Below are 24,620 nucleotides of genomic sequence, written 5' to 3' on the forward strand. Positions count from 1 at the left end.
GGCTCCGGCGACCGGGGCCGGGGTGGAGTGAACCGCAGAATCCCTGAAAAACCTGGAAATCCACCGGGTATCGGGACTTGGATCTCGGGGAAACCGGGGATGCCACCCGTTGACGGCTCAGCGCCGGCGGGCGCGGCGGTAGCGAGCGCGGCGACGGCGGCCAGGGCGAGAGCTCCGGCGGCGAGGGCTGGGTAGGAATGTCGTTGTGAGCGTTGGTCAGCCCGGCAATTGGCGCTGAATGCCATGATGCGGTCCTCCGATCTCCGTCGGCAGGCCCGGCGCGACCCGTCCGGGTCTCGCGGGAATATCACCGAGCCGCGCGTGAATTTCGAAACACCACGGTGTCGTCGAACCATCGGATCCGGAGAGTCATATTTCTGCACACATTCGAATACGCAAAGCCGGACACTCACATTTGCGATAACGAAACGATAACCGCGAACCATGTATCCGTCGTGGACTTGTCCGCCTGCCGTCATGTAAGCGGGCATGGCGAAGCGGCCGGTCGCAACCGGCCGCCGGTGGCTTCGGATCAGGCTTTGGCCTGGGCCGAGGAGCGAGCCGGGTTGGCTTGGGCCGCGGCCTTCGGATCGCGCTCGCTCTGCTTCGCCCGCACGCCCGCCTCGACGCGGTCACCCAGATTCTTGTCGACGTTGCGCCAGTATTCGAATGCCCGGTCCAGCACCGGCGCGGTGACGCCGTTGAGCAGGTGCCCGACGATGTTGTTCACCAGCCGCTCACGCGCCGCGTCATCGAGCACATCGCGGACCATGGTGCCCGCCTGGCCCCAGTCGTCGTCGTCCTTGCGCAAGGTGTAGGCCTGGCGCACCATTTCACCGTCGGTGTACCAGCTCGCGAGCGGCCCTGCGACGGCGGGATCGGCGTGTGGGCCACCCTTGGAGTTCGGCACGTACACCGGGTCGCCCGGATTGTGATGACGCATCGCGCCGTCCTTGCTGTACGAACGCACGGTGGTGGCGTGCGCCGTATTGACCGGCAGTTCTCTGTAATTCGCACCGATGCGGTAGCGGTGGGCGTCGGGGTAGGAGAACCACCTGGCCAGCAGCATCTTGTCCGGGCTCGGGCCGGTGCCCGGCACCGAACTGCTCGGCTCGAACGCCGCCTGCTCGATCTCGGTGTGGTAGTCCGCCGGGTTCCGGTCGAGCGTCATCCTGCCGACCTCGATCAGCGGGTAGTCGCCGTGCGGCCACACCTTGGTCAGATCGAAGGGATTGAAGCGGTAGGTCTTGGCCTCCTCGAACGGCATGATCTGCATCTTCAGCGTCCAGCTCGGATAGTTGCCGCCCTCGATCGCCTCCCAGAGATCGCGGAGGTGGTAATCGGTGTCCATCGAGGCCATCTGGTCGGCTTCGTCCTGGGTGAAGAATTCGATGCCCTGATCGGTCTTGAAGTGGTATTTCACCCAGAACCGCTGCCCGGAGGCGTTGAACCACATGTAGGTGTGGCTGGAATAGCCGTTCATGTGCCGCCAGGTGCGCGGAATGCCACGATCGCCCATCAGCCAGGTCACCTGGTGGGCGGATTCCGGGGACAGGGTCCAGAAGTCCCACTGCATGTCGTGGTCGCGCAGATTGTTGTCGGCTCGGCGCTTCTGGGAGCGGATGAAGTCCTGGAACTTCATCGGGTCACGGACGAAGAAGATCGGGGTGTTGTTCCCGACCAGGTCGAAGTTGCCCTGCTCGGTGTAGAATTTCAGCGCGAACCCGCGGGGATCCCGCCAGGTGTCGGGGCTGCCGCGCTCGCCGGCGACCGTGGAGAAGCGGGCCAGCATCTGCGTCGTCTTGCCGGGTTGGAACAGGTCGGCCATCGTGTAGGCGCTCACGTCGTTGGTCACCTCGAACGTGCCGAACGCGCCGCCACCCTTCGCATGAGGCTGACGCTCGGGTACGCGCTCCCGGTTGAATGCCGCCATCTTCTCGATCAGGTAGGCGTCGTTCAGCAGGATCGGGCCATCGGGCCCGATCGTCAGTGAGTGCTCGTCACTCGGGACCGGGATACCGGCGTCATCGGTGGTGTAGTTCGGAACAGACATCTCTCTCCTCTCCTACGAACCGCGGGCGGGAGCCCGACGGCGAACCGATCGGCTTCCCATGTGCCCAGTCCCCAAACTACGCCGACCGAGGCTTCCGGCCAGAGATTCACCCGAGCCACCGCCGGTCGGCCCCGGTTCTTACGGTCTCGCCGGCGGCGAAACGACGTGCGATGCGGGCTGACCGGGATTCCGGCCCTGGTTGGGTAAATTCCCCCGCGATGTCCAGCACCCATTCGACGTCCGATACGACCGCGGTGACCGATCCCGCGGCGCTTGCCATGTCGATGGTCGGGTGCCGGTATCGCACCTGCGACTACTACGAGGTCGGACGCGAGAAAATTCGCGAATACGCCCGTGCGGTGCGCAACCACCACCCCGCGCACTGGTCGGAGGACGCGGCTGCCGGCCTCGGCTACGACAACCTGCTGGCGCCGCCGACCTTCGGCGCGGTCCCCGGCTACCTGGTCTATGCCGAAGTGCTCGACACGATCCTCCCCGGCTACGACCTGAGCCGGATGATCCATACCGATCAGATGGTCGAGCTCCATCGCCCGCTACTGGCCGGCGACCGGATCGGCTTCGAGGTCTGCCTCGACTCGTTCCGGCGCGCCTTCGGCGGCGACCTCATCGTGCTGCGCCAGACCATCCTGGACCAGGAGGATCGGCCCGTCGTCACCTCGCGGACCAGTATGGTCGGGCGCGCCGACGGCACGGCGCCGGATTCGATGGACGCGGTCGTGATGCATGGCGCACACCCCGACGCGCGCAGGGCGCCCCGGCCCACGCACCCCCGGTACATCGGACCGGTCACCGAGCCCATGCGAGAGGCGCGGACCGTACCGGCGAGCGCGCACGCGCGGCGATTCGACACCGTGGTTCCCGGCGAGGAGCTTCCGCCGCGCATGCTCACCATCAGCCGCGGCGACCTGGTCAACTACGCCGGTGTCGCGGGTGACCCGAACCCGATCCACTGGAGCGACGCGGTCGCCGCGCGGATGGGGCTGGAAAGCGTTGTCGCCCAAGGCATGCTGACCATCGGGCTGAGCGTGGACTTGATCACCTCATGGCTGGGCGACCCCGGCGCCCTGCGCGCCTACAACGTGCGGCTGACCAGCCCGGTCCATGTCGGCGCGAGCGGCGGCCGGATCGAGTTCCGGGGCCGGGTCAAACACCTGGACGCGGACGCGCGAACCGCCACGGTGGCGATCACCGCCGAGCACGATGGACGCAAGATCTTCGGCCGCGCGACGGCCGAGGTCGCCCTCGCGTGATCGCACGTCTCGTCCGCCCCACCGGAGATCCGTGTGTTTGGTCCGGACAAGCCGGGGCACGTTGGAGACGGAGCGCGGTCGCCCTTGCTCGGCGGACGCGTACTCGGTACCCGATCGAGCGGGCAGCAGGCCCGCTCGCACCCGAAAGGACCGGTATCTGTCGTGGTTGTGCTTCTTGCTGTGATCGGCTCGGCTTCCCTGGCCGTCATCGCGGTCCATGCCACGGTCGTCGCACGCAGCTTGGCCGAACTCCGTTCCCCGCGCCGCGACAGCGCGCAGGGGCGCGACGAACAGGCCGCTCGACTCACGCGCACATCGGTCTGATACCCGGCTCGGCGATCTCGCGCACCCCGATTCCGCGGGGCATCGTCGTGCCGGTACGGCTCTGCTACGGAGCTACTTCCGGTCCGGTGGACGTTTCTGCGCGTCGCGAAGGCGGACGTTGTCGGCCTGCAGCCGGTCGTTGTCGGCGTGCAGGTCGGCATTCGCGTCCTCCAGGTCGAGGATGCGCCGGATGCCAGCCAGGTTCACGCCTGTGGCGACCAGGTCGGTGATCCGCCGCAGGCGGGCCAGATCATCACCGCTGTAGCGGCGCGTGCCGCCGTCGCTCCGCGCGGGCGTCAGCAAACCGTGGCGCTCGTACAGCCGCAGCGTCTGCACGCCGATGCCCGCCAGCCCAGCGGCCACCGAGATCCCGTACACCGCTCGACCGGGCTCCGGCAGATGCCCCGAGTCGCCTCGTTCCTGCGCCATCCATCCCCGCTTCTGTTGCGAACTAGATTTCCTAGTTTAGCGCCTTGAACTCAGCTTATCCCGCTGCTATAAAAAATCTGTGTCGGATAACAGAGGTTATCTGATCCCTACTACGAAGAATGGAGTGAGTTAGAGGTGGCGACCATGCTGATGCGTACCGATCCCTTCCGCGATCTGGACCGTTTGACGCAGCAGGTGTTCGGCACGAAGGCGCATCCCGCGGTGATGCCGATGGATGCCTGGCGCGCGGGCGACGAGTTCGTGGTCGAGTTCGACCTACCCGGTATCGACCCCGATTCCCTGGACCTGGACATCGAGCGCAACGTGGTGACGGTGCGAGCGCGCCGCCCCGAACTCGACACCGGCCGGGAGATGATCGCCGCCGAGCGTTCGCGCGGTGTGTTCAGCCGCCAGTTGTTCCTCGGCGAGAATCTGGACACCGACAACATCCGTGCCGACTACACCGACGGCGTCCTGCGTCTCACGATTCCGGTCGCGGAGAAGGCCAAGCCGCGCAAGATCGAGATCGCCCGCGGCGACGGGAACAAGGCGATCCGCGCCTGAGCCGGCCCGGATCTGCGGGTCCGGAGGGCCGGGCCCGCACCCGGCTGGAACGCGAAAGGCGTTACCGCACAGGGTCTATCCTTGCATACCGAACACCTGATGGAGCATCCGATCATGGCACCGACCCACCCACGCGACACCCTGCCACGACCGACCGAAGCCGAGACGGCGCGCCCGGCCGAAACGCCGGTCGTCTGGCCCGACCCCAGCCCGCTCGACGCTTGGTGGCGCCGGGTCACGCAGTCCGACCGCCCCTACCGCAGCGTCGCGTGACCGCGGCCGCCACCACGCTCGTGACCGACCGGCACACCCGACCCAGCACCTCGGCCGAACCGTGGCGCCGCGGCACGGTCGTCTGGTTCAACGTCGAGAAGGGCTTCGGATTCCTCCGCGCCGCGGACGATCCGACGCCGGTCTTCGTCGAGTACACCAGCATCGAGACCACCGGCTACAAATCGCTCAGTGCGGATCAGCCCGTCATCTTCACCGCCACCATGCGCAAGCGCGGCCCGGAAGCAACAGCGGTGCGTCCACTACTTCCCGACACCGCGGACATCCGGCCACCCGGAGACGCCTGATCCGTCGGACAGATCACCGGCCCCATGCGCGGGGACCCACGCATGGGGCCCGTCGGCGCGAGACGATCACGCACCCCTCGTCCCGACACCTGGAGCTATCGCCCCGCAAGCAGGACAATGGGAGGACAAGCGACGGTGGATCAGGGGGTGCTGCGGGCACGCCGTCGTCACAGAAGCTCCCAAGCTGCGGCCTGGACCCTCGTCCGAGCAGGAGGCGACAAATGTCGATAGCCACCGCGCCAACGCCCGTCGAGCGATACGCATTCTCCTCGACCGACTCCGCCGAGATCACCGACTACATCGACCGCATGTACGCCGGCAATCGCACCCGATTCCTCGATGTCTCGCCGGATGCCACATTCACCGTCACGGGCGTCTCCACCGACACGATGGCCACGGACCGGGTCCGTGGCGCGATCGGTTATGCCACCGACGCCGAACCATTCGACTACCTGGTGTTCGAACATCTGATCGCGGGCCGGTACCTGCTGCGCGGCGGTGAGGAACTGCTGATGCGCCCCGGCGACGTCGCGGTGGTCCCGAGGGGTGTCGGACTGTCGTTCGAAGTCCACGATCTCGACATGTCCCTGCTCCGGCTGTCGATGGACCGGGTCACCGCGGCGGCGGAAGGGCAGGTCGGCACGCCCGTGGGCGGCGTGCGGTTCCAATCGGCGCAGCCGGTCTCCCCTGCGATGGAACGGTACTGGCGCCGGCTGGTCGGCGTAGTTCACCGCGAACTCATGGACCCCGATTCGCCGATGTGCAACCCCTTGGTCGCCGAGCAGACGACCGCCGGGATCGCCGCTGCCGCGCTGACCACCTTCCCGAACACGGCGATGACAGTCGACTATGTCCGCGACCCCGGCCCGCTCACCCCGATGGCCCTGCGTCGCGCGATCGACTACATCAACGCCAATGCCGATCAGCCGCTGACTCTCACCGACATCGCAGACGCCGCCGGAGTCACCGCGCGTGCCCTCCAGCACGATTTCCGCCGGCATTACGACACCACGCCACTGGGCTACCTCCGTCGGGTGCGACTCGAGCGCGCCCACGAAGATCTGTCCGCTTCCGAGCCCGGCGAGGGGCGGACCGTGGCAGCCATCGCGGAACGGTGGGGCTTCGCCCACCCGGGCCGCTTCACAGCCGCCTACACCGCACGCTACGGCCGGCCACCCGGCTACACCTTGCACGGCTAACTGCCCAGCGGGTACCGGCGAGATCGCTGGTCCTGTGGCATGCTCCGCCGGAGCGGGGATCGGTCTCGGATGGGCGGGTGCGGGCGCGCCGTTTGCGTGCGTGCACGCCTCGACCCGGCGCTGGAATGGCGTGGCTCCTGTTTCGGCACGGCGATAGCGGTCATGCTGCACGCGCGGAGCCAATCGTGCCTCCGTGGCCGCGGTCGAACGGGACGCGGTCGAACTCGAGAAGGGAGGAGACATGGCTTTCCGAGACGTGATCGCCCAACTCCACCAGGACATCACCACTGCCGAGGACGCCGGCGACGAAGCGACCGCGGCGCGCCTGCGCGCAGAGTTGGCCGAAGCCAAAGAGGCGGCTCGACGCGGAGACCAGGACGACGCCGAGCAATAGCGAGCAGTGATCGCGCCTGAACTACCACCCGGGCCTTTGCGCGCGGTAGCTGCCGCTGTCCCCATAGCGCTGCGGCGGCCGTGCCGCGCCATTCCGGTTTCCGGTGGGTTTGCCAGGGCAACCAGTCACCATGGAATCCGACAACGCGACCCCCGAGACACCTGCTTCTGAGCCTGCACCGACCAGCCGCTCGCACTCCGCTCAGGTCCGCGAGGCCCACCTGCGCCGGCTGCTGACCATGAGAGAGCCGAGCGCCTCGGCGACGATCCGGACGCCACCGCGCTGACCGAGCAGACCACGGAACTGAACAACGAAATCCGCCTCCTCGGCACGTGATGCGGATGTCATCGCACGGCGAGACGAGCGTGGTCAGCCACGTGACCATTCGTGCCCCCAGTAACTGTCGGCGGTGATCTCCTCGGCGCTGTAGGTGGCTTCGTCGACGAGCACACCATCGGTGCCGTATTCGAGATCCCAGCCACCGGGAGTGCGAACGTAGTAGGAGATCATCTTGTCATTGGTGTGCCGGCCCAGGGTCGACGACAGCGGGTAGCCCGCCCGCATGACGCGGTCGAGAGCCCGCCCCACGGCGTCGAGCTCGTCGACTTCGACCATGATGTGCACCAGTCCCGGGCCGTCGGGCCGGGTGCCCGGGATCAGCGCGAGGCTGTGGTGGCGCTGGTTGACGCCGAGGAATCGAACCCGAACCGGCCCCACTCCGGGTGGGGTGGGCACCCGGAACGAGCCACGCGGCAGGAAGCCGAGCACGTCGCAGTAGAAGCGGTTCGCCTCCTCGAGGTCGGGCACCGGGAGAACGACATGGCCCAGACCCAGCCCCTCGGTGACGAAACGATTCCCGTGAGCGGTGACGACCGGGCTGTGGTCGAGCACCGGACCGTGGAAGACCTCGACGGTGAACCCGGCGGGATCGGTGAAGGTGCAGGCTTCCTCCACGCGCAGCGCCTCGACCTGCTCCTGCGCGAGTGGTGTGACGGCGACCCCCGCCCGCTCCAGCGTTTCGCGCACCCGGGCGAGCGCGCGATAGTCCCGCACCTCCCAGCCGATGGCCAGCACCTGATCCCGGTCGGCGGGAACGAGTTCGAAGCGGTAGGCGTGCTCGTCCATGCGCAGGTACACGCTGTCCGGATTCGGTCCGGTGGCCTGCGCGAAGCCCATCACGTCGAAAGCGAAGGCGCGCCAGGCCGCCACATCGGCGATGGCGACTCGGACGTAGCCGAGCGAGGCGATGTCAGCCATGTTTTCGTACTCCTCAGGAATAGGTGACGTGCACGGTGTCGGTGACCGGGACCGCCTGGCAGGCCAGGACGTACCCCTCGGCCAGATCGGCCTCGTCGAGAACGTCGTTGTGCCGCATCTCGACCTGTCCCGAGACGATCCGGCAGGCGCAGGCGCTGCACGCGCCCTCGCGACACGAGTAGGGCGCCGCCAGGCCGTTGGCCAGCAGGACGTCGAGCAGGACTCGATGCCGCGGCCACGGGAATTCGTAGGTCTCGCCGTCCAGTTCGACTTCGACCGCGGCGCTTTCACCGGAATCGGTGCGCTCGGGCGCGCCGGTCTCGAACGGATTGCCGCTCAGCGACACGAATTTCTCGACGTGCACACGCTCGGTATCTGCGCCCAGCCCGATCAGCGCGGCGGAGACGGCGTCCATGAAGGGCCCGGGGCCGCAGATGAACGCCTCCCGATCGCACCACGGCCTTGCCAGTGCCGCCAGTTGCGCGCGGGTCGGCAGTCCCTGCACGGTCTCCAGCCAGTGCACCACGAGCAGCCGGTCCGGATGCCGGGCGGACAGGTCGGCGAGCTCGGCGGCGAAGATGACTGATCGCTCGTCGCGATTGGCGTAGATCAGCGTGCAATGCCCGGCCCCGGCCGACAGCACCGATTTCAGGATCGACAGCACCGGAGTGATTCCGCTGCCCGCGGCGACCAACAGCACGTCGTCGTCGAGCGATGCGGGAGTGAAAACGCCGACGGGCGGCAGAGCGTCGATGGCCATACCTGCAATGGCGTTGTCGCACAGCCAGTTCGATCCATAGCCGTCGGGCGTCCGCTTGACCGTGACCTTCAGCGGCCCATTCTCGTGCGGCGAACTGGACAGGGAGTAGCACCGGCTCACCGAGCCTGTCAGGTCGCTCGGTATCCGGAGGGTGAGGAACTGGCCCGGGCGGTACTCGACCGCGTTCGACTGCTCCGAGGCGAGTGCCAGCTCCAGCGACACCGCGTCGTGGGTTTCCCGGATCACCTGCGCCACGCGGAGAGTGAGGATTCCGCGTGGTCCGCTCTCGGTGACGCCGGGGACGTCGGCCTGCTCCGGCAGGACCGCGACGGGTTGGCCCCGATTCACAGTCGTGTCTCCTCTGCGGTCCGAGATGGTCGTTGCGTCCTTGCCGGTCATGGCACATCCCCGTCACGCGTGCTGACCTCGAGGGCGCCGATCGCGACGGCGGCATCGATGCTGTGGCGCAGAGCGATACAGGTCCGCACCCGGGCACTGTCCGCCCTGGCGAACTCGCCGCACGCCGCCACCGCGACGGCGCTCCACTGGACACTCGTGTGCTGCACGCTGAACTTCTCGACCAGCACGCAGGTTCCGCAGCCCTGGCAGGAAATCCGTTCCATGGCTGCCCCGCTCAGGATCCGGCGGCAGCGCGCTGCCCGGCCAGATTGTGCGCGACCTCGGCCTCCCACGCCGTGACCGCTCGGGTGGTGTCGACCTCGAACTCGAACCGGTCGGTCATCTTCGGGGCGATATCGGCCACGTCGGTGTAGAACTGCTCGTACCAGCGGCGCAGCTGGTAGACGGGACCGTCCTCCTCGCACAGCAGCGGATTGTCGATGCGGGTCTTGCGCTTCCAGATCGCGGCGTCCTGTTCGAAGCCGCGGCCGAGACCGCCGGCGAACTTCGCCGCGATCTCCTCGGCCTGCTCCGCCGGCACGCCGTGCGGCTTCTTCACGATCGCGCCGTATTGCAGCACGAATTTCGTGGGCGACACCGGATAGTGGCAGTTGATCAGAATGCCCTCCACCGTCAGCCCCGCGCTCTCACTACGCAGATGGTCGATCATGTAGGAGGGGCCGTAGTAAGAGGCATCCGAGTGCAGCACGTTCTTGCCGCCCAATGCCTTCGCCGTCTCCCCCATCATGTCCTCGCGCGACACCGACGTCATGTACTGGCTGGCGACGTGGCCCTCGAAGACGTTCTTGAAGTAGGTGGGGAAGCCGAAGTGGACGTAGAAGAAGTGGGCCATGTCCACCACGTTGTCGATGACCTCCCGGCAGTTGGCGCCGTCGATCATCATGGTGTTCCAGGTCCAGTCGGTCCATTCGTCGCTGAAGGCGCCCTCGATGCGCGGGATGGTGACCTGCTCCGGCGGCGGGTTGCCCTCCGGGTCGTTCCACACGAACAGCTGCTTGTTCTGCTCCAACGTCGGCCACGACCGGGTCCGCGCCCGCGGCGGCACCCGGCGACCATAGGGGATGCCGGTGCAGCGGCCGTTGCCGCCCCAGCGCCAGTCGTGGAACGGGCAGGCGATCGAGTCGCCCTTGATCCGGCCGTCACCCAGATTCCCGCCCATGTGCCTGCAGTAGGCGTCCAGCACGTTGAGCTGTCCGCCGGCACCGGCGAATACCACCAGTTCGGTGCCGAAGATCGCGACGGTGTGCGGTTTCCCGTCCCGGAAGTCCTCCGCGAGACCCAGGCAATGCCAGCCACGCGCGTATCGGGCGGGGGGAGCGCCGGCGTCGATCGCTCGGACCTCGGTGTCGATAGTCATCGGTTCCTCCACGATTCGCGCACGTTTGTCAGCTCGATATTTCGGTTCGCGATCCCGGCGCGGAAATGTGTAGTCCCACTGGCCGGGAGGAGTTCAGGCCTCATCGAGCCGCCCGAACGCGGAGCGGTAGAACAGCAGCGGCGGGGCCTCGCGATGTTCCGACAGCGCGGTGACCCGCGCGATCACGATGGTGTGGTCACCGCCGTCGACCTCCTGCTCGAGGTCGCAATCGAGCCACGCCATGGTCCCGGCCAACCGTGGCGATCCGTTCGGGGAGGGCTCCCAGCCGACCCCGGCGAACTTGTCCGCGCCGCTGCGCGCCAGCTGCCGGCAGATCTCCTGCTGGTCGTGGGCCAGGATGTTGACGCAGAACCGGCCAACCGCGCGAATGCGCGGCCACGACGTGGACGTGCGCGCGGGGCAGAAGCACACTGCCGGCGGCTCCAGCGACAGCGCGGAGAACGATTGGCAGGTGAAACCGATCGGCCCGTCCCCGGACCGCGCCGCGATCACCGTGACGCCCGTGCAGAAGCGACCCAGTACGGCTTTGAAGTCGCGCACATCCAGCGGCGATCCGTCCCTCGCCAGCACCCGTTCCATAGGGCCTCCTATTTCGATCAGGCATATACCTGATAGCTATGACAACAGGTGCTGCCCGAGGGCCGTCAAGATCGGGGTCCGGTCACCGAGATGGAGATCGGTAGAAGCTACGTAGTTCTCCCGATTCATCCCGGTCCCGAACCCGTCAGTGTGAGGAGAGACACGAACGACCGAGCACGTCATGCCTGGTCGACGTAGACCGAATGTGACCGACGGAGGTTCAGATGACCGTCACCCTGCTGCCCGGCGCGCAGGAGCGCACCAGCCGGGTCCCCCACCGCGCCGGCACCGCCGAGGTGCCGGTGTCGATGATCGAACGGATGACCCTCATTCTGGAGGCGTTCGATTCCGCCACCCCGACACTGACCCTGCTCGGCCTGGTGGAGCGCACCGGCCTGCCACGGTCGACAGTCCATCGGATCCTCGACCAGATGATCCGGCTGCGCTGGCTGGCCCACACGTCCGGTGGTTACCGGCTCGGCATGCGCACTCTCGAACTGGGCGGGCTCACCGCGGACCACAACGAGATCCGCGACGCGGTGAGCCCGCTGTTGCACGAGTTGTGCCAGCGCACCGGCATGGTCGGGCATCTGGCGGTGCTCGACGGTCATGAGGTCGTGTATTTGGACAAAGCCGGTGGCCGGCTGGCCGCGATGCTGCCGACCCGGCTAGGCGGCCGCATGCCGGCGCACTGCACCGCGCTCGGGAAGGCGGTGCTGGCCTCGCTGGAGCCGAGTATCGCCGAAGCCGCGTTCCATTCCCGGCTGCCGCGAATGACCGCGCACACCATCACCGAGCCCGAGGCCCTGCATCGCACTCTGGCCCAGATCCGGCTGCGCCAGGGCGTAGCGCTGGACCGTCAGGAATCGCTGGAGGGAATCGGCTGTGTCGCAGCGCCGTTGCGCGTCCGTGGCACCGCGCCCGCGGCACTGTCGCTGTCCGGGCGCGTCGATGCGATGAGCTTCGACAAGCTGGCGCGGGTTCTGCTCGAAATCTCACACGAGGCCGGTCGGGCGCTGCTCCCACGCCGCGCCCGCTGGCGATAGTTCGAGCCGGAATATGCCCGGGCGGTACAGTCCGACGATGACCGATGGCGTGACACCCGCGGTACCCGATCTGCCGACCACCGCGTGGGCCGTGCTCGGAATGCTCTCGCACGCCGACGAACTCTCCGGCTACGACCTGAAGAAGTGGGCCGACTGGAGTCTGCAGTTCTTCTACTGGAGCCCGTCGTTCAGCCAGATCTATGCCGAACTCAAACGCCTGGAGAAGCACGGCTACGCCACCTCCCGCACGGTCGTGCAGGAGGACGGTGTGCGCGGCAAGCGGATGTACGCCATCACCCCGGAAGGCCGTGCGGCCGCGGCCACCTGGGTCAACCACGCCCCGGTCGAGGCGCCGGTGCTCAAGCACAGCGTGATGCTGCGGGCCTGGCTCGGCAATCTCGCCGAGCCCGACCGGCTCCGTGAGATCCTCACCGAGCACATCCGCTACGCCGAGAAAATGCGCAAGCGCGCCGAGGCGGACGCTCAGGGCGCCGAGGCCAATCCGAACTGGGCTTATCCGGAACTCGTGCTGCGCTGGTGCGTGCGGCACTACGAGGCCGAGCGCGATTTCGCCCGCGACCTGCTCGCCGACATCGATCGCCTCACTGAGTGAGACGCCGCCTGGTTGTTCCCGCACCGCCATATTTCGATTAGGCATATGGAGGTGGCGGACGATGACCGGTGAACTGGACACGGTGCCTGCCGCGGTGGCGGCGATCGCGGGCGGCGGCATGGCGCTCGTCGTGGACGACGAGGACCGCGAGAACGAAGGCGACCTGGTGCTCGCCGCGGAGCATGCGACCGCGGAGAACATCGGGTTCCTGGTGCGGCACACCAGCGGTGTCCTGTGCGTGCCCATGGCCGGTGCCGACCTGGACCGGCTCGGCCTGCCGCCGATGACCGCGGTCAACCAGGATCCGAAGGGCACCGCGTACACGGTCTCCGTCGACGCCGCGGCGGGTATCGGCACCGGCATATCGGCCGCCGACCGCGCCCACACCATGCGCCTGCTCGCCGATCCCGGCACCACACCGCAAGATCTGACCCGTCCCGGCCATGTGTTCCCGCTGCGGGCACACCCCTGCGGCGTATTGGGTAGAGAGGGTCATACGGAGGCCGCGGTAGACCTGGCGCGGCTGGCGGGCCTGCGCCCGGCCGGAGTCATCGCCGAGGTGGTGCGCGACGACGGGTCGATGGCCCGGCTGCCCGAGCTGCTGGCCTTGGCCCGGGTGCACGGGATTCCGATCATCTCCATCGCCGATCTGATCGACTATCGCCAGCGGCTCGATTCGAGCGTTCTGCGGGTCGTCGAAACCCGGCTGCCCACGCATTTCGGTGAATTCCGGGTGGTCGGCTACCGGGAGGCGGCGACCGGCGCCGAGCATCTCGCGCTGGTGCTCGGTGCGCCCGGGGGCCGCGATGTACTCACCCGGGTGCACTCGGAGTGTCTCACCGGCGACGCGTTCGGCTCGCTGCGCTGTGATTGCGGCGAGCAACTGGACGCCGCCATGCAGGCCGTGGCGGCCGAGGGCCGCGGGGTCGTGGTCTACCTGCGCGGGCACGAAGGACGCGGCGTCGGGCTGCTGAACAAGCTGCGCGCTTACCAGCTGCAGGATGCGGGCGCCGACACCGTCGACGCGAACCTCCGGCTCGGGTTGCCCGTCGATGCTCGCCGCTACGGCGCGGCCGTGCGGATCCTGACCGACCTGGGTGTGCGGTCGGTCCGGCTGCTCAGCAACAATCCGGCCGAGCAGACCGGGCTGACCGAGTGCGGCATCGCCGTCGAACGGCGAATCCCTTTACAGACCAGCCCATCCGAGCACAACGTCCGCTATCTGCGCGCCAAGCGGGACCGTATGCGCCACCAGCTGACCGAAGTCGACGCCGCGGTCGCCATCCGATGAGGAAGGGCGGTTCTGGAGTTGAATTTGTCCAGAATGCTCTTCCGCACGAGGCGCGGTACATAAGGTTGAGATCCATGGCGCGGGGTCCGATCGGCAATCTGCCTGCCGAGGTCACCAGCTTCGTCGGGCGCCGGGAAGAACTCGCCGCCGCGAAGAGGCTGCTGCCGACGACACGGGTGCTGACCCTGCTCGGTCCGGGTGGCGTCGGCAAGACACGGCTGTCCCGCCAGATCGGCGTCGCGGTCGCGCGCGCGTTTCCGGACGGCGTGTGGCTGGTCGAGCTGGCCGACGTACACGACCCCGATCTGGTGACGGTGACCGTCGCGGAGGTGCTGGCGTTGCGTGACGACACGGCCGCGCCACTGCCCCGGCTGACCGAGTTCCTCGCGGACAAGCGGCTGCTGTTGATCTTGGACAACTGCGAGCACCTGGTCGGCGCGTGCGCGGAGCTGGTCGGCAGGATCGCGGCAACCACCCCTGACGTGCGGGTGCTGGCGACCAGCCGGGAAGTGCTCGGGGTGCAGGGCGAGCAGGTCATGCCGGTCGCACCGCTGCCGCTACCGGACGACGAATCCGCGGACAGCGATGCGATGCGGCTGCTCGCCGAGCGGGCCGGCGCCGCCAACCCCGGCTTCGCGGCGACCGCCGCCAATCGCGCCGCGCTGGCGGCGATCTGCCGCAGGCTCGACGGCATTCCGCTCGCACTGGAACTGGCCGCGTTGCGGTTTCGCATGTTCACTCCCGAGCAGATCCTCGCTCGGCTCGACGACACCATGGGCCTGCTCAGTGCGGGACCGCGGCTCGCGCCGCAGCGCCAGCAGACCATCGAGGGTGCGATCCGCTGGAGCTACGACCTGTGTACCCCGGCCGAACAGCGGTTGTGGGAGCAGCTGTCGGTATTCGCCGGCGGCTTCGATTTCGAGGCGGCCGAGGCCGTGTGCGTGGTCGACTCCGGCCAGCGAACGCTCGTCGACGCGCTGACCGGCCTGGTCGACAAATCGGTGCTCAGCCTGCGCTACGAGGGCGACGCCGGGCGGTACTCCATGCTGGAGCCGATCCGGCAGTTCGCCCAGGACCGGCTGGCCGAGCGCGGCGACGAGCACGCGGTGCGGGCCCGCCACCGCGATCACTACCGGCGGCTGGCGCTGCGCGGCCGGACCGCGTACTGGAATTCCGACGATGTCGCCTGGTTCCAGGAACTGAACCGGGAGCACGCGAATCTGCGTGCGGCCCTACACTTCTGCCTCACCGATGCACCGCAGTCCGCTATGGAGATGGCCACGGTGCTGCGGCCGTTCTGGGAGCACAATCGCTTCCTCACCGAGGGCTACCGATGGCTGACCGATGCGCTCGCGCGGTCGAGCGAACAGACGGAGCTTCGTGCGCGCGCGCTGTCCTCGGCGGCCTCGCTCGCGGCGCTGCTGTCGGAGCGTGGGTCCGCTCGCCAGCTGGTGGACGAATGCGTCACTTTGGCACGCAAACTCAACGCGCCGGACATCCTCGCCGAGGCGATGCTGGACTCGTCGCTGCTGGCCTTCAACGACGACGACACTACACGTGCACTCGAATTGGCGGAGACGGCAGTGCATCTCGCGGCGGAGTGCGGCCATCACGCAATGGAGATGGACAGCCTTGCCTTCGCCTTCGTCTGTGCGCTGGTGCTCGGCGACGCGCGCTCTACCGTCTTCGCCGAGCGGCTGCTGAACGTGTCCGCCGAACGGCGACCGTATCTGCTCGGCGGGCTGGCGCAGTGGTCGATGGGCCTGGATCACTGGCGTCGCGGCGATCAGAGTGCCGCCACCGAGTACCTCTGCCGGTCCGTGGAAATGTTCCGCCTGTTCGACCGATGCGTCTGGCTGGCCTCGGCATTCGAGGGACTGGCGTGGACGGCGGTCGCGCGTGGTGACTTCGAGCGGGCCGCGCGCCTGCTGGGCGCGGCGGAGATTCTCGCGCGCAGCACGGTACGCCTCGCACACGCCATCACCGGCGTGCTGGGTGACAAGATGCGCAATCAAGTGCGGCAAGCACTGGGCGAGAAAGCGTTCCAGGAGATATTCGACAGCGGTGCGGCACTGCCGCTGGACGAGGCGATCGACTATGCGCTGGGCCGCACACCGGCTGCGGCGCAACCGGCACGGCCCGTCTCCGCCGAGTCCGGCGCGGCGGCGGACGTTCTCACTCGCCGGGAAAAGGACGTCGCCCGGCTGGTGGCGGCCGGCCACAGCAACAAACGCATCGCCGCCGACCTGGTCATCTCGGTGCGCACCGCCGAGACCCACGTCGAGCATATTCTCACCAAGCTGGGCTTCACCTCCCGGACCCAGATCGCGGGCTGGGTCCGGGATCACGGTGTGTGACCGGTGGCCGCGATCAGAGCCCCGCGGTGAGGAAATCGACGACGGCGCGTTCGAACGCCGACTTGCGCTCGATCTGCACCCAATGTCCGCACCGGGCGAAGATGCGCAGGTCGGCGCTCGGGATCTGCCGTGCCGGGAACAGCGACGCCTCGACCGGTGTCACCCGGTCGTCGCGGCCCCACAGGATCTGTGTCTCCGGGCGGAGGCCGCGCAGTCGCGCCCACAACGGAACCGATTCGGCGAGAGCGGGATCGGCGAAAGTCGCGTAGGCGTCGCGCAGCGCGGCGATGGCGGCCGGATCCGAGGCCGCGACCAGCCGGGCGTCGATCAGCTCGTCGGTCAAGGTCGCCGGATTCGACACCATGGTGCGCAGCCAGGACAGCAGGCGCTCCCGGGTGGGATCGGCGCCGAACTCCAGCAGCCGCGTGATCCCCTCGGACGGTTCCGGCCCCAGCACGTTCACCCCGACGCCGCCGGGAGCCATCAGCACCAGCCGATCGACCCGGTCGGGATGTTCCAGTGCCAGCAGCGTCGCGACCGCGCCGCCCATCGAATTGCCCAGCAGGTGCGCGCGTTCCAGACCGAGGTCGTCGAGCATGCCCAGCACTGCTTCGGCCGAGATGCGCAGATAGTTGCGGTCGTACACCTCTGGACGGCCGCTGCCGCCGAAGCCCGGCTGATCCACGATCAGGCAGCGGAAACGCTCCGCGAGCACCGGCAGATTCGCGCCGAAGTTGGCCCAGCCCGAGACGCCGGGCCCGGAGCCGTGCAGCAGCACCAGCGGTGCGCCCGACCCCGCCTCGTGGTAACGCAGTGTCAGTCCGGCCGTAGTGCTGCAGCGTGTGGTGTTCTCGGCGGTGAGCGTCATCAGATCATCCGATCGGTGACCGGCAGCCCGAATGCGTTCCGGCCGTAGAGAACGAGCGCGCGTTCGACGTCGTTGATGACATGCACGCTGCCCGCGTGTGCGTCGCGCCAATGCCGTTCGATCGGATTGGGTTTGCGGATCGAGTGGCCGCCGGAGTTGTCGAAGAGCAGGTCGATGGCCTCGATGGCGCGTTCGGTGCCGCGCACCTGGTCGCGGCGGCTGCGTACCCGCAGTTCGAAGGGGATCGCCTCGCCCGCCTCGGCATAGCGCAGCTGCTCGCTGATGTTGCGCTCCATCTGCAGGATCGCCGCGTCGATCTCGGAGGCGGCGCGCGCGACGCGGACGTGCGCGAACGGATCTTCGGCCGCTTTCTGCCCGCCATAGGAGATCCGCACCCGCTCGCGCATGCGCTCGATGTGCGCTTCGTAGGCGCCCTCGGCGGCGCCGATGATGGGTGCGGTAATGGTGTTGGAGAACACAGCGCCGAATGAGATCCGATACAGCGGTGCGGTATTGACCTCCTGACCGGGTCCGCGCAGATCCGCCTGCTCAGTGGCACTGTAGGTCCGGTAGGCGGGTACGAACGCGTTCTCGATGACGATGTCGTTGCTGCCGGTGCCGGACAGACCCGATACGTGCCACACGTCCTCGATGCGGTAGTCGGTGCGCGGCACCAGAACGGTCAGGTACTCCGCTCCCCCTTCGTCGTTCGGCACGATCGCGCCGAGGAAGGCCCAGCTGGCGTGATCGCACCCGGAGGAGAAGCTCCAGCGACCCCTGATCTCGAACCCGCCCTCGACGGGCGTGAGCTTGCCGGTCGGCGCGTACGACGACGAGACCAGCGTGTCCGGTTCGGCGCTCCACACGTCCTCCTGCGCGCGCAGCGGGAACAGTGCCAGCTGCCACGGGTGCGCGCCCAGCACCGACGACACCCAGGCCGTGGACGGGCAGGCGGTGGCGATGGCGCGGATCACCGCGTAGAACGCGACCGGCGAGGATTCGCCGCCGCCGAAGCGGGACGGCTGCAGCATGCGGAACACGCCGGCCGCGGTGAGCTCCCGGATGCTCTGCTCGGGCACCCTGCGCCGCAGGTCGGTGTCGGCGGCTCGGTCCCGGAGCGCGGGCAACAGATCCCGCACCCGATCGAGCACCTTGTTGGTCATACCGGTAGTCCTCCTCGTAGTGCTTGCGTTTCGACGCTAGGCCGGTGCGGCGCCATCGGATCCGATCCATCCCGATGATCGGAACCCACCGTGCGCGGCTCAGTTGTCGCGGGCCGCGGCGGCGCCCGCACGGCGGCCGAAGAAGGTGCCGTCGCCGAGCGAGGTGCCGCTGATGTAGCCCTCGCCGTGCAGGTTGCTCGCGGCGCGGCCCGCGGCGAACAGTCCGGGGATCGCGGCGCCGTCGATATCGAGCACCGCACCGTCGATGCAGGTGTGCAGACCGCCGAGAGTGAAGACGGAGGCGCCGGTACCGCGGCGATCGCCGGACTCCGATGGTGGCCGCACGCCTGCCTTGACGTCGATCGCGGCGAACGGTGGCGTGAGCGGCCGCACCCAGCGCGCCGCTTTCCCGAACTCAGGGTCCACACCATCGGAAGCGAAGGCGTTGTAGCGCCGGACGGTATCGGCCAGCGCGGCCGCCGGGACGCCCATGAGCTCGGCGAGTTCCTCGACGGTCTCGGCCACATGGGTGGGGCGCACACCCCACCGCTGCTGTTGCGGCACCTCGTCGTAGGCACGTTCGTCCAGCACCACCCAGGTGTCCATGCCCGGCCCGAACAGCGCCGCCTGACCGATCCGGCCGGGGTAGGTGTCCTCGTTGACGAACCGCTGCCCGCGCCCGTTCACCACCATGCCGCGCGCGGCGAAGCCGGGAATGAGCGAGATACCCACCTGGCCGGTGGCCATGTGCCGCACGGCCGCGCCGATCGCCTGCGCCATCCGGATGCCGCTGCCGTCATCGGTGCCAGCGCTGACTTTGGTGTGCCCCAGCAGTTTCGGCGCGTGCGCGGCCAGCATGGCGTCGTTGTCGACGAATCCGCCCGTCGTCAGCACGACGCCGCGGCGGGCCCGGACGGCCAGTTCGGTGCCGTACCGCCGGGCCACCACGCCGACGACCGCGCCGTCGTCCGCGACGATCAGACCGGTCGCGCGAGTGTCGAAAAGCGCGGTCGCGCCAGCGGATCGGGCGGCCCCGGCCAGGCAGTCCATGAGGAGCTTGCCGCCGAAGCCGTCGGCGGCCGGGCGATGTCCGCGGGGCGCGGGCGCGGCGAGTTCGCAGAACGGCCGGCTGTTCTCCCCCAACCACATGAGCCCGTCATCCGTGGGCGGCACCCAGGCCGGCGCATCCCATAACGTGGGCTTGAACGGCACACCGCGGGCGGCGAGCCAGTGGAAATGCGCGACGCTGTCCGCGCTGTAGCGAGTGATCTTGTCCGTGTCGGCGCCCGGGCCGAGCGCGGCAGACAGAAACGCGGCCATGGCCGCCGGGTCGTCGTCGAATCCGCACGCCTGCTGGATCGGTGTGCCGCCGCCGAGATAGATCTCGCCGCCCGACAGAGCCGACGCGCCGCCGGGACCACCCATTCGATCCAGCACCAGCACCTGTGCGCCCGCCCGCGCCGCCTCGAACGCCGCCGCGGCCCCGGCGCATCCGTAGCCGATCACCAGCACATCGGTATCGATGTCGTAGGTGCGCACCTCGGCAACCTCCCGGGGCGCGACCGAATAACGACCACTCATGGCAACGACCTTCCCCGGCGGCCGGTGGTACCTGGTCGCCTGTCTTGGTGAGCGACCCTCGGGTCCCGTTCACCGGGACTGCGGACCGTCGCGGAGTCGCGGGCTGGCGATGGTGTGTGAACGGCGTCACGTCTCGCGTAGACGCCAGCGAGGAGGAAGAATTCATGCGGGTCCTGGTCACCGGAGTTTCCGAGCCGACCGGTCGCGCGGTGGCGCGGATGTTGCTGGCCGCCGGTTACGACGTGGTCGGGCTGGACCGTGAGCGGCACCGGTACGTCGACCCCCGGGTCCAGGTGATCACCGGCGATCCGGCCGATCCGCCGAGCTGCGCCCAGGCCGTCGCCGGTTGCGCGACGGTGGTGCACTTGGGCGGTCCGCTCACCGCGATCGCGGCGGCGGCCCGGGAGGCCGGAGCGCGGCTCGTCGTCCCCGTGGTCGCGGGCCGGGATTCGGTCGCCACGGATGTCGTGCGATCCAGCGGCGCGAACGCCCTGATCGTGCGTACCGCTCCGGTCGCGGGCAGGCGCGTCGAGCGTGACGGTTGGCGAATCCTGGTGCCGCTGCTGGGTTCCCGGGCGGGCGGGTTCCAGGTCGTGCACACCGACGACTTCGAGCGGTTCCTGGTGATCGCCGCGGTGTCGCCGCGGACCGGCGTTGTCGAACTGGCCGCGTCCGGCACGGTTTCCGGCGAGGACGCGCGCCGCATCGTCGAGGCGGCGGGCAGGCGACTGTCGAGCTTGGTATCCCGTGTCCGGCCGACGCCGCTGGTGGATGCAACGGCCGCGCGCGACGAATGGGGATTCCGCTGCGGTTGGACCGCCGCCGAAGTAGCTGACGACATCGTCCGCGGACTTGTGGGCCGCAAGTTCGACGGCCACGACTTCGTCGCCCAACCGGGCGCGATCCCCTTGCCCGGTTACGTGATTCCCGCTCGTGCGAGCACGTCGGACGGCCACTCCCTCGTGTCGGTGGCGCCGGAAGGACTCGAAGGCGAATTCGATGATCGCGTCGACCCGGCCTACCCGGTACACACCGCGACGAATACCTCCGAGGCGCTGCCGGGACCACTGACTCCGCTCACCGTCGATCTCCAGGCGGGCGCGATCCGGCTGGCCAACGCGGCGATGGGCAGGATGATCGCGCTGGACGGAATAGCGCTGGAGCACTGGACCAGTCGCGTCACGACCGTGCTCGGGCACCACATCTACATCAACGCCTCCATCGGCGTCCTGGCCGCGGAGAACATGCCCGGCTGGGACGAGCAGAGCATCCGTCGCGACGTGTACGGCAACATCCCGGCCGAGATCTCGCTGACCCCGCACGGCAAGCCGCCGACCCCGACCGGTTTCGCGAGTACCCGCGCCACCTGGCGCGCGGCGGGCCGGGTGTTGCGCACGGCGCTGCGGTATCGCGAGACCACCGAGGGCATCAATGCCGCCGCGCATCAGGAATCCCTGGGCGCCGCGGCGATACGCGAGCTCACCGACGAGCAGCTGCACGCCAGAACGCTGCTGTGGCGCGACCGGCTGAATCAATCCTGGGCGGCGGCCTCCATCGGCGTCATGATGACCGGCGCCGCCACGGCCATCCACTCCCGCGGCAAGGAGTCCGCCGTGCCGATCGACCTGGAGCGGCTGGAATCGGCCAGGACCATGCTCGCGGTGGAACGGCTCGCCGAATTGTGCCGCACCGACACCGCATTGCACGGCGCGGCACACGCGGGCGATGTCGAGGCGGCTCGGGCCATCTCCGCGGCCTTCGCCACCGCGCTGGAGGAGGAGCTGCGGAAGATCGGGCATCGCGGACCGGGCGAATGCGAGCTGATCAACCCGACCTTCGGCGACCGGCCCGAACTGTTGGTGATCGCCGCCGCGCGAGCTGCCGAAATGCCCGCGCCCAAGCGGGAACCGGTCAACCAGGCGCCCAGCCGCACCGCACGGATGGCCGCGGGAGCGACGATGGCGCGCGAACGCGTCCGCGACGCCGTCGTCCGGTACACCCATTGCCTGCGCCTGGCCGTGCGGGAGCGCTCGGAACGGCTGATCCGGGCGGGGTGGCTCCAGGAAGCCGAGGACGCCTGTTTCTTGACGCTCGACGAAATCCTCTGGGCGCCTTCGGATATAGACGAACGAGTGGCACGACGGCGGGCGGAGCTGGCGCGGCTGCGGGACGTGCGGATGCCGGATGTGATCGCGGGTGAGTGGGAACCGCTACCCGACGCAGGTGCGCTGGCGCCGGGAGACAGCCTGACCGGCATCGGGGTGTGCCCCGGCGTGGTGGAGGGCACCGTGAAGCGGGTGCTGTCCCTGGACGACGACATCGAGCCGGGCGACATCCTCGTCGCTTCGGTCACCGACACCGGGCACACCGCGATGTTCGCCTACGCCTCCGCGGTGGTCACCGACATCGGCGGCTCGGCCTCGCACGCCGCCATCGTGGCCAGGGAATTCGGCATCCCCTGTGTCGTCGACACCAAGACCGCCAGCACCAGCCTGGCCGACGGGCAGCGAGTGCGCGTCGACGGGTCGGCAGGCACGGTCACGCTGCTCGTCGACGCCTGAGTTCGGGCCGGGATCACGCACCCGGCCCGTCTGCCAGCTCGGCGTCGCCGGGCCGCGACCCCTATGGAAGGAATGATCCAGTGACGATTTCGCGTGCTGTTCGCGGTGCGGTGGCCGGTGTCGCCGCCGCATTGATCGCCGTGTTCCCGTCCACCACCACGGCATTGGCGGGCCCGGGGCTGGTGCACACCGTGCACAACCGTTCCATGGAGCTATCGGCGGCGCCGAATGCCCGGGATATCGGTGACTATCCCACGCAGGGCAACGGGAAGCTGCGCACGGGCGTCGTCTTCCGCACCGAGGCCATGGACAAGCTCACCGCCACCGACCAGCAGAAGCTGGTGACGTTGGGCATCAGCAAGGTGATCGACTTCCGCAGCCCGATCGAGGTACAGGCCAACCCCGACAAACTCCCGGCCTCGATCCCCGCGCAGGCGCGTCCGGTGTACGACCCGGGCAACGACTTCTACGTCATGGTGGGCAAGGCCGTGCAAGGCGGGCCTGCGGTGCAGCAGCAGATGTTCGGTGACGGCAAGGCCGCCGAGATCATGCGCGACTACTATCGCTGGTTCGTTACCGACGCCACGGCTCGCGCACAGTTCGGCGCGGCCATCCGGGATGTCGCGAACGCCACCGGACCGGTCCTCTACCACTGCACGGCGGGCAAAGACCGCACCGGCTGGATGACCGCGATCCTGATGACCGCGCTCGGCGTCCCGAAGGGCCAGGTGTACAAGGACTATCTGGAATCGAACGACAACCTCGCCGCGGGCAACAAGGCGCTGATGGATGCCCTGGTGGCCAGGAGCCTGGTCACCGATCCCACCCTGTTCGATCCGATCCTCGGCGTGCGCAGTGATTACCTCGACGCCGCTTTCGACCAGGCCGGTGCATCGTTCGGGTCGTTCGACCGGTTCGTCTCCGACGGCCTCGGTGTCGACGGTGCGACGCTGGACGCGCTGAAATCCAAGCTGCTGCCCCGGTAGTCGCGACAAAGAGCGGGTCTGCGAGATGCCGCCAGTTATCGGCAGCATCCTGGAATGCCGAGTTGCGTGCATCCGGTTGACCGGGTCGGAGTTTTCCGGATCCGTCGGCGGTGACCGCGCAGACGATGACCGCCGACGGATCTGGCTCCGTCGGCGGTCAGTTCGAGGGGGTTCAGCGGAGTCGTCGGTAGATGATCGGCTGGGCGGCGACTTCGTTGGCGGCGAAATTGGCCAGGACGAAGGTGCGGAAGGTCGGCCGGATCAACAGGCTGGGCAGGAAGGCGCGGAGGGTGGGCCAACTGGCGTGGTTGATGAGGCTGTAGTCGGCGGGTTCACCGGGCAGTGGCTGCATCAGCGCCGAGTCGGGCAGGGCCGTTTTCCGCTGGAACCAGCCTGCGGTGTATTCCCAGACGTCGAACACGGTCTGCCGGTCCTGGCAGTAGAAGTAATTGAACAGGAACCAGCTGTCCATGTCGTGATCGACATCGGCGATCCTGGCGGGGTTGCTCGCGGCGGTGAGGTGCACGTGCCGGGCGTTGTTTTTCAGCAACACCACCAGTTCGAGGTATGCGGGGTCGGTTCGCACCTTGTCGATGTCGTCGACGCCTGTGGTGCGGATCAGGACGACGATGTCGTAGCGGGCGGGCCGTACTCCAGCCCGATGCAGCAGCTGGGCGCCTTCGCCGGGGGCCCGCAGTGCTGCGCGGAATGCTGTCGACTCGATCACGTCGTCGCGGCGGGCGAGTTGCCGGCGAAGTGGCTCGATCTGCTCGAGCACCCGTCGGCGCGACCGCGCCTGCAGCGGGAACAGGGCCGCCCAGCTGCCGATTTCCGCGGCCAGGAGCAGGAACCCGTTGTCGGTCGGGGTGCTGAGGCGAGCTTTGATTGCCAAGTGGTCGTTGACGATGTCCATGATTACTTTCCTTGCCTCGGTGTGGTGATCGAATG

General features: G+C 68.4%; 25 protein-coding genes. 13 read left to right on the forward strand and 12 right to left on the reverse strand.

Going from position 1 to position 24,620, the window contains the following annotated elements:
- Positions 1–532: 532 nt before the first annotated feature.
- Complete coding sequence (locus AB0M45_RS05295; RefSeq protein ID WP_364323151.1) at positions 533–2,053, reverse strand: catalase; 1,521 nt, start codon at positions 2,051–2,053, stop codon at positions 533–535.
- A gap of 218 nt (positions 2,054–2,271) precedes the next feature.
- On the opposite strand from AB0M45_RS05295, the gene AB0M45_RS05300 reads away from it, so the two are divergent.
- Together AB0M45_RS05300 and AB0M45_RS05305 are read left to right on the forward strand one after the other, a co-directional pair.
- On the forward strand, positions 2,272–3,324 hold the full coding sequence (locus tag AB0M45_RS05300) for a fused (3R)-hydroxyacyl-ACP dehydratase subunits HadA/HadB (RefSeq protein WP_364323153.1): 1,053 nt from the start codon (positions 2,272–2,274) through the stop codon (positions 3,322–3,324).
- 162 nt (positions 3,325–3,486) lie between these two features.
- Positions 3,487–3,648: a hypothetical protein gene (locus AB0M45_RS05305; protein ID WP_364323156.1), complete on the forward strand. Its 162-nt coding sequence runs from the start codon at positions 3,487–3,489 to the stop codon at positions 3,646–3,648.
- Positions 3,649–3,720: 72 nt separating this feature from the next.
- On the opposite strand, the gene AB0M45_RS05310 is transcribed toward AB0M45_RS05305, so the two are convergent.
- Complete coding sequence (locus AB0M45_RS05310; RefSeq protein WP_364323158.1) at positions 3,721–4,077, reverse strand: MerR family transcriptional regulator; 357 nt, start codon at positions 4,075–4,077, stop codon at positions 3,721–3,723.
- A gap of 144 nt (positions 4,078–4,221) precedes the next feature.
- Between AB0M45_RS05310 and AB0M45_RS05315 the strand changes: the two genes are divergently transcribed.
- From AB0M45_RS05315 to AB0M45_RS05335, 5 genes are all read left to right on the forward strand, one after another.
- Positions 4,222–4,641 carry an HSP20 family small heat-shock protein gene (locus tag AB0M45_RS05315; protein ID WP_364323160.1) on the forward strand — a complete coding sequence of 140 codons (420 nt, stop codon included), beginning with the start codon at positions 4,222–4,224 and terminating at the stop codon, positions 4,639–4,641.
- Positions 4,642–4,755: 114 nt separating this feature from the next.
- Positions 4,756–4,914, forward strand: a complete 159-nt coding sequence (locus AB0M45_RS05320) for a hypothetical protein (protein ID WP_364323162.1) — start codon at positions 4,756–4,758, stop codon at positions 4,912–4,914.
- Positions 4,911–5,219 (forward strand): cold shock domain-containing protein, encoded by a 309-nt coding sequence (locus AB0M45_RS05325; RefSeq protein WP_364323164.1) that lies wholly within the window; start codon positions 4,911–4,913, stop codon positions 5,217–5,219. Before AB0M45_RS05320 ends, AB0M45_RS05325 begins: the two co-directional genes overlap by 4 nt.
- 221 nt (positions 5,220–5,440) lie before the next feature.
- Complete coding sequence (locus tag AB0M45_RS05330; RefSeq protein WP_364323166.1) at positions 5,441–6,418, forward strand: helix-turn-helix transcriptional regulator; 978 nt, start codon at positions 5,441–5,443, stop codon at positions 6,416–6,418.
- Between the two features lie 193 nt (positions 6,419–6,611).
- A complete protein-coding gene (locus tag AB0M45_RS05335; protein WP_364323168.1) occupies positions 6,612–6,812 on the forward strand; it encodes a hypothetical protein in 201 nt (66 codons plus the stop codon).
- A 201-nt stretch (positions 6,813–7,013) separates the two neighbouring features.
- On the opposite strand, the gene AB0M45_RS05340 is transcribed toward AB0M45_RS05335, so the two are convergent.
- The 6 genes from AB0M45_RS05340 to AB0M45_RS05365 form a co-directional block, all read right to left on the reverse strand.
- A complete protein-coding gene (locus tag AB0M45_RS05340) occupies positions 7,014–7,160 on the reverse strand; it encodes a hypothetical protein (protein WP_364323170.1) in 147 nt (48 codons plus the stop codon).
- A gap of 21 nt (positions 7,161–7,181) precedes the next feature.
- Positions 7,182–8,069 (reverse strand): VOC family protein, encoded by an 888-nt coding sequence (locus AB0M45_RS05345; protein ID WP_364323172.1) that lies wholly within the window; start codon positions 8,067–8,069, stop codon positions 7,182–7,184.
- 13 nt (positions 8,070–8,082) lie between these two features.
- Positions 8,083–9,150, reverse strand: coding sequence for a ferredoxin--NADP reductase (locus AB0M45_RS05350; RefSeq protein WP_364323659.1), 1,068 nt, complete (start codon positions 9,148–9,150; stop codon positions 8,083–8,085).
- Between the two features lie 74 nt (positions 9,151–9,224).
- On the reverse strand, positions 9,225–9,452 hold the full coding sequence (locus tag AB0M45_RS05355; protein ID WP_364323174.1) for a hypothetical protein: 228 nt from the start codon (positions 9,450–9,452) through the stop codon (positions 9,225–9,227).
- 11 nt (positions 9,453–9,463) lie between these two features.
- Entirely contained in the window at positions 9,464–10,606 is a 1,143-nt protein-coding gene (locus AB0M45_RS05360) for a Rieske 2Fe-2S domain-containing protein (RefSeq protein WP_364323177.1), read from the reverse strand.
- Positions 10,607–10,699: 93 nt separating this feature from the next.
- Positions 10,700–11,206 (reverse strand): flavin reductase family protein, encoded by a 507-nt coding sequence (locus tag AB0M45_RS05365; RefSeq protein ID WP_364323179.1) that lies wholly within the window; start codon positions 11,204–11,206, stop codon positions 10,700–10,702.
- 224 nt (positions 11,207–11,430) lie between these two features.
- On the opposite strand from AB0M45_RS05365, the gene AB0M45_RS05370 reads away from it, so the two are divergent.
- The 4 genes from AB0M45_RS05370 to AB0M45_RS05385 all read left to right on the forward strand — a co-directional run bounded on the left by AB0M45_RS05370 (position 11,431) and on the right by AB0M45_RS05385 (position 16,513).
- Positions 11,431–12,252, forward strand: a complete 822-nt coding sequence (locus tag AB0M45_RS05370) for an IclR family transcriptional regulator (RefSeq protein ID WP_364323181.1) — start codon at positions 11,431–11,433, stop codon at positions 12,250–12,252.
- Between the two features lie 37 nt (positions 12,253–12,289).
- Positions 12,290–12,865, forward strand: a complete 576-nt coding sequence (locus AB0M45_RS05375) for a PadR family transcriptional regulator (RefSeq protein ID WP_364323183.1) — start codon at positions 12,290–12,292, stop codon at positions 12,863–12,865.
- Positions 12,866–12,926: 61 nt separating this feature from the next.
- Positions 12,927–14,156: a bifunctional 3,4-dihydroxy-2-butanone-4-phosphate synthase/GTP cyclohydrolase II gene (locus AB0M45_RS05380; RefSeq protein WP_364323185.1), complete on the forward strand. Its 1,230-nt coding sequence runs from the start codon at positions 12,927–12,929 to the stop codon at positions 14,154–14,156.
- 74 nt (positions 14,157–14,230) lie between these two features.
- Entirely contained in the window at positions 14,231–16,513 is a 2,283-nt protein-coding gene (locus AB0M45_RS05385) for a LuxR C-terminal-related transcriptional regulator (protein WP_364323187.1), read from the forward strand.
- Between the two features lie 13 nt (positions 16,514–16,526).
- Here AB0M45_RS05385 and AB0M45_RS05390 read toward each other — a convergent pair whose 3' ends face one another.
- The 3 genes from AB0M45_RS05390 to AB0M45_RS05400 form a co-directional block, all read right to left on the reverse strand.
- Entirely contained in the window at positions 16,527–17,381 is an 855-nt protein-coding gene (locus AB0M45_RS05390; protein WP_364323188.1) for an alpha/beta fold hydrolase, read from the reverse strand.
- Complete coding sequence (gene hsaA, locus AB0M45_RS05395; RefSeq protein WP_364323190.1) at positions 17,381–18,544, reverse strand: 3-hydroxy-9,10-secoandrosta-1,3,5(10)-triene-9,17-dione monooxygenase oxygenase subunit; 1,164 nt, start codon at positions 18,542–18,544, stop codon at positions 17,381–17,383. Before hsaA ends, AB0M45_RS05390 begins: the two co-directional genes overlap by 1 nt.
- 99 nt (positions 18,545–18,643) lie before the next feature.
- Positions 18,644–20,125, reverse strand: coding sequence for an FAD-dependent oxidoreductase (locus AB0M45_RS05400; RefSeq protein WP_364323193.1), 1,482 nt, complete (start codon positions 20,123–20,125; stop codon positions 18,644–18,646).
- Positions 20,126–20,289: 164 nt separating this feature from the next.
- On the opposite strand from AB0M45_RS05400, the gene AB0M45_RS05405 reads away from it, so the two are divergent.
- Positions 20,290–22,686 carry a PEP-utilizing enzyme gene (locus AB0M45_RS05405; protein ID WP_364323196.1) on the forward strand — a complete coding sequence of 799 codons (2,397 nt, stop codon included), beginning with the start codon at positions 20,290–20,292 and terminating at the stop codon, positions 22,684–22,686.
- A gap of 80 nt (positions 22,687–22,766) precedes the next feature.
- Complete coding sequence (locus AB0M45_RS05410; protein WP_364323198.1) at positions 22,767–23,672, forward strand: tyrosine-protein phosphatase; 906 nt, start codon at positions 22,767–22,769, stop codon at positions 23,670–23,672.
- 172 nt (positions 23,673–23,844) lie between these two features.
- Here AB0M45_RS05410 and AB0M45_RS05415 read toward each other — a convergent pair whose 3' ends face one another.
- Entirely contained in the window at positions 23,845–24,585 is a 741-nt protein-coding gene (locus AB0M45_RS05415) for a hypothetical protein (RefSeq protein WP_364323200.1), read from the reverse strand.
- Between the last annotated feature and the right edge of the window lie 35 nt (positions 24,586–24,620).

It is taken from the genome of Nocardia sp. NPDC051787 (genome assembly GCF_040681325.1).
GTDB lineage: Bacteria > Actinomycetota > Actinomycetes > Mycobacteriales > Mycobacteriaceae > Nocardia.

What these genes read in the sequence shown, in the direction of transcription:
- AB0M45_RS05295 (WP_364323151.1), bottom strand. Translation starts at nt 2,053, where the DNA reads ATGTCTGTTCCGAACTACACCACCGATGACGCCGGTATCCCGGTCCCG.
- AB0M45_RS05300 (WP_364323153.1), top strand. Translation starts at nt 2,272, where the DNA reads ATGTCCAGCACCCATTCGACGTCCGATACGACCGCGGTGACCGATCCC.
- AB0M45_RS05310 (WP_364323158.1), bottom strand. Translation starts at nt 4,077, where the DNA reads ATGGCGCAGGAACGAGGCGACTCGGGGCATCTGCCGGAGCCCGGTCGA.
- AB0M45_RS05315 (WP_364323160.1), top strand. Translation starts at nt 4,222, where the DNA reads ATGCTGATGCGTACCGATCCCTTCCGCGATCTGGACCGTTTGACGCAG.
- AB0M45_RS05320 (WP_364323162.1), top strand. Translation starts at nt 4,756, where the DNA reads ATGGCACCGACCCACCCACGCGACACCCTGCCACGACCGACCGAAGCC.
- AB0M45_RS05330 (WP_364323166.1), top strand. Translation starts at nt 5,441, where the DNA reads ATGTCGATAGCCACCGCGCCAACGCCCGTCGAGCGATACGCATTCTCC.
- AB0M45_RS05340 (WP_364323170.1), bottom strand. Translation starts at nt 7,160, where the DNA reads ATGACATCCGCATCACGTGCCGAGGAGGCGGATTTCGTTGTTCAGTTC.
- AB0M45_RS05345 (WP_364323172.1), bottom strand. Translation starts at nt 8,069, where the DNA reads ATGGCTGACATCGCCTCGCTCGGCTACGTCCGAGTCGCCATCGCCGAT.
- AB0M45_RS05355 (WP_364323174.1), bottom strand. Translation starts at nt 9,452, where the DNA reads ATGGAACGGATTTCCTGCCAGGGCTGCGGAACCTGCGTGCTGGTCGAG.
- AB0M45_RS05360 (WP_364323177.1), bottom strand. Translation starts at nt 10,606, where the DNA reads ATGACTATCGACACCGAGGTCCGAGCGATCGACGCCGGCGCTCCCCCC.
- AB0M45_RS05365 (WP_364323179.1), bottom strand. Translation starts at nt 11,206, where the DNA reads ATGGAACGGGTGCTGGCGAGGGACGGATCGCCGCTGGATGTGCGCGAC.
- AB0M45_RS05370 (WP_364323181.1), top strand. Translation starts at nt 11,431, where the DNA reads ATGACCGTCACCCTGCTGCCCGGCGCGCAGGAGCGCACCAGCCGGGTC.
- AB0M45_RS05375 (WP_364323183.1), top strand. Translation starts at nt 12,290, where the DNA reads ATGACCGATGGCGTGACACCCGCGGTACCCGATCTGCCGACCACCGCG.
- AB0M45_RS05380 (WP_364323185.1), top strand. Translation starts at nt 12,927, where the DNA reads ATGACCGGTGAACTGGACACGGTGCCTGCCGCGGTGGCGGCGATCGCG.
- AB0M45_RS05385 (WP_364323187.1), top strand. Translation starts at nt 14,231, where the DNA reads ATGGCGCGGGGTCCGATCGGCAATCTGCCTGCCGAGGTCACCAGCTTC.
- AB0M45_RS05390 (WP_364323188.1), bottom strand. Translation starts at nt 17,381, where the DNA reads ATGACGCTCACCGCCGAGAACACCACACGCTGCAGCACTACGGCCGGA.
- hsaA (WP_364323190.1), bottom strand. Translation starts at nt 18,544, where the DNA reads ATGACCAACAAGGTGCTCGATCGGGTGCGGGATCTGTTGCCCGCGCTC.
- AB0M45_RS05400 (WP_364323193.1), bottom strand. Translation starts at nt 20,125, where the DNA reads ATGAGTGGTCGTTATTCGGTCGCGCCCCGGGAGGTTGCCGAGGTGCGC.
- AB0M45_RS05405 (WP_364323196.1), top strand. Translation starts at nt 20,290, where the DNA reads ATGCGGGTCCTGGTCACCGGAGTTTCCGAGCCGACCGGTCGCGCGGTG.
- AB0M45_RS05415 (WP_364323200.1), bottom strand. Translation starts at nt 24,585, where the DNA reads ATGGACATCGTCAACGACCACTTGGCAATCAAAGCTCGCCTCAGCACC.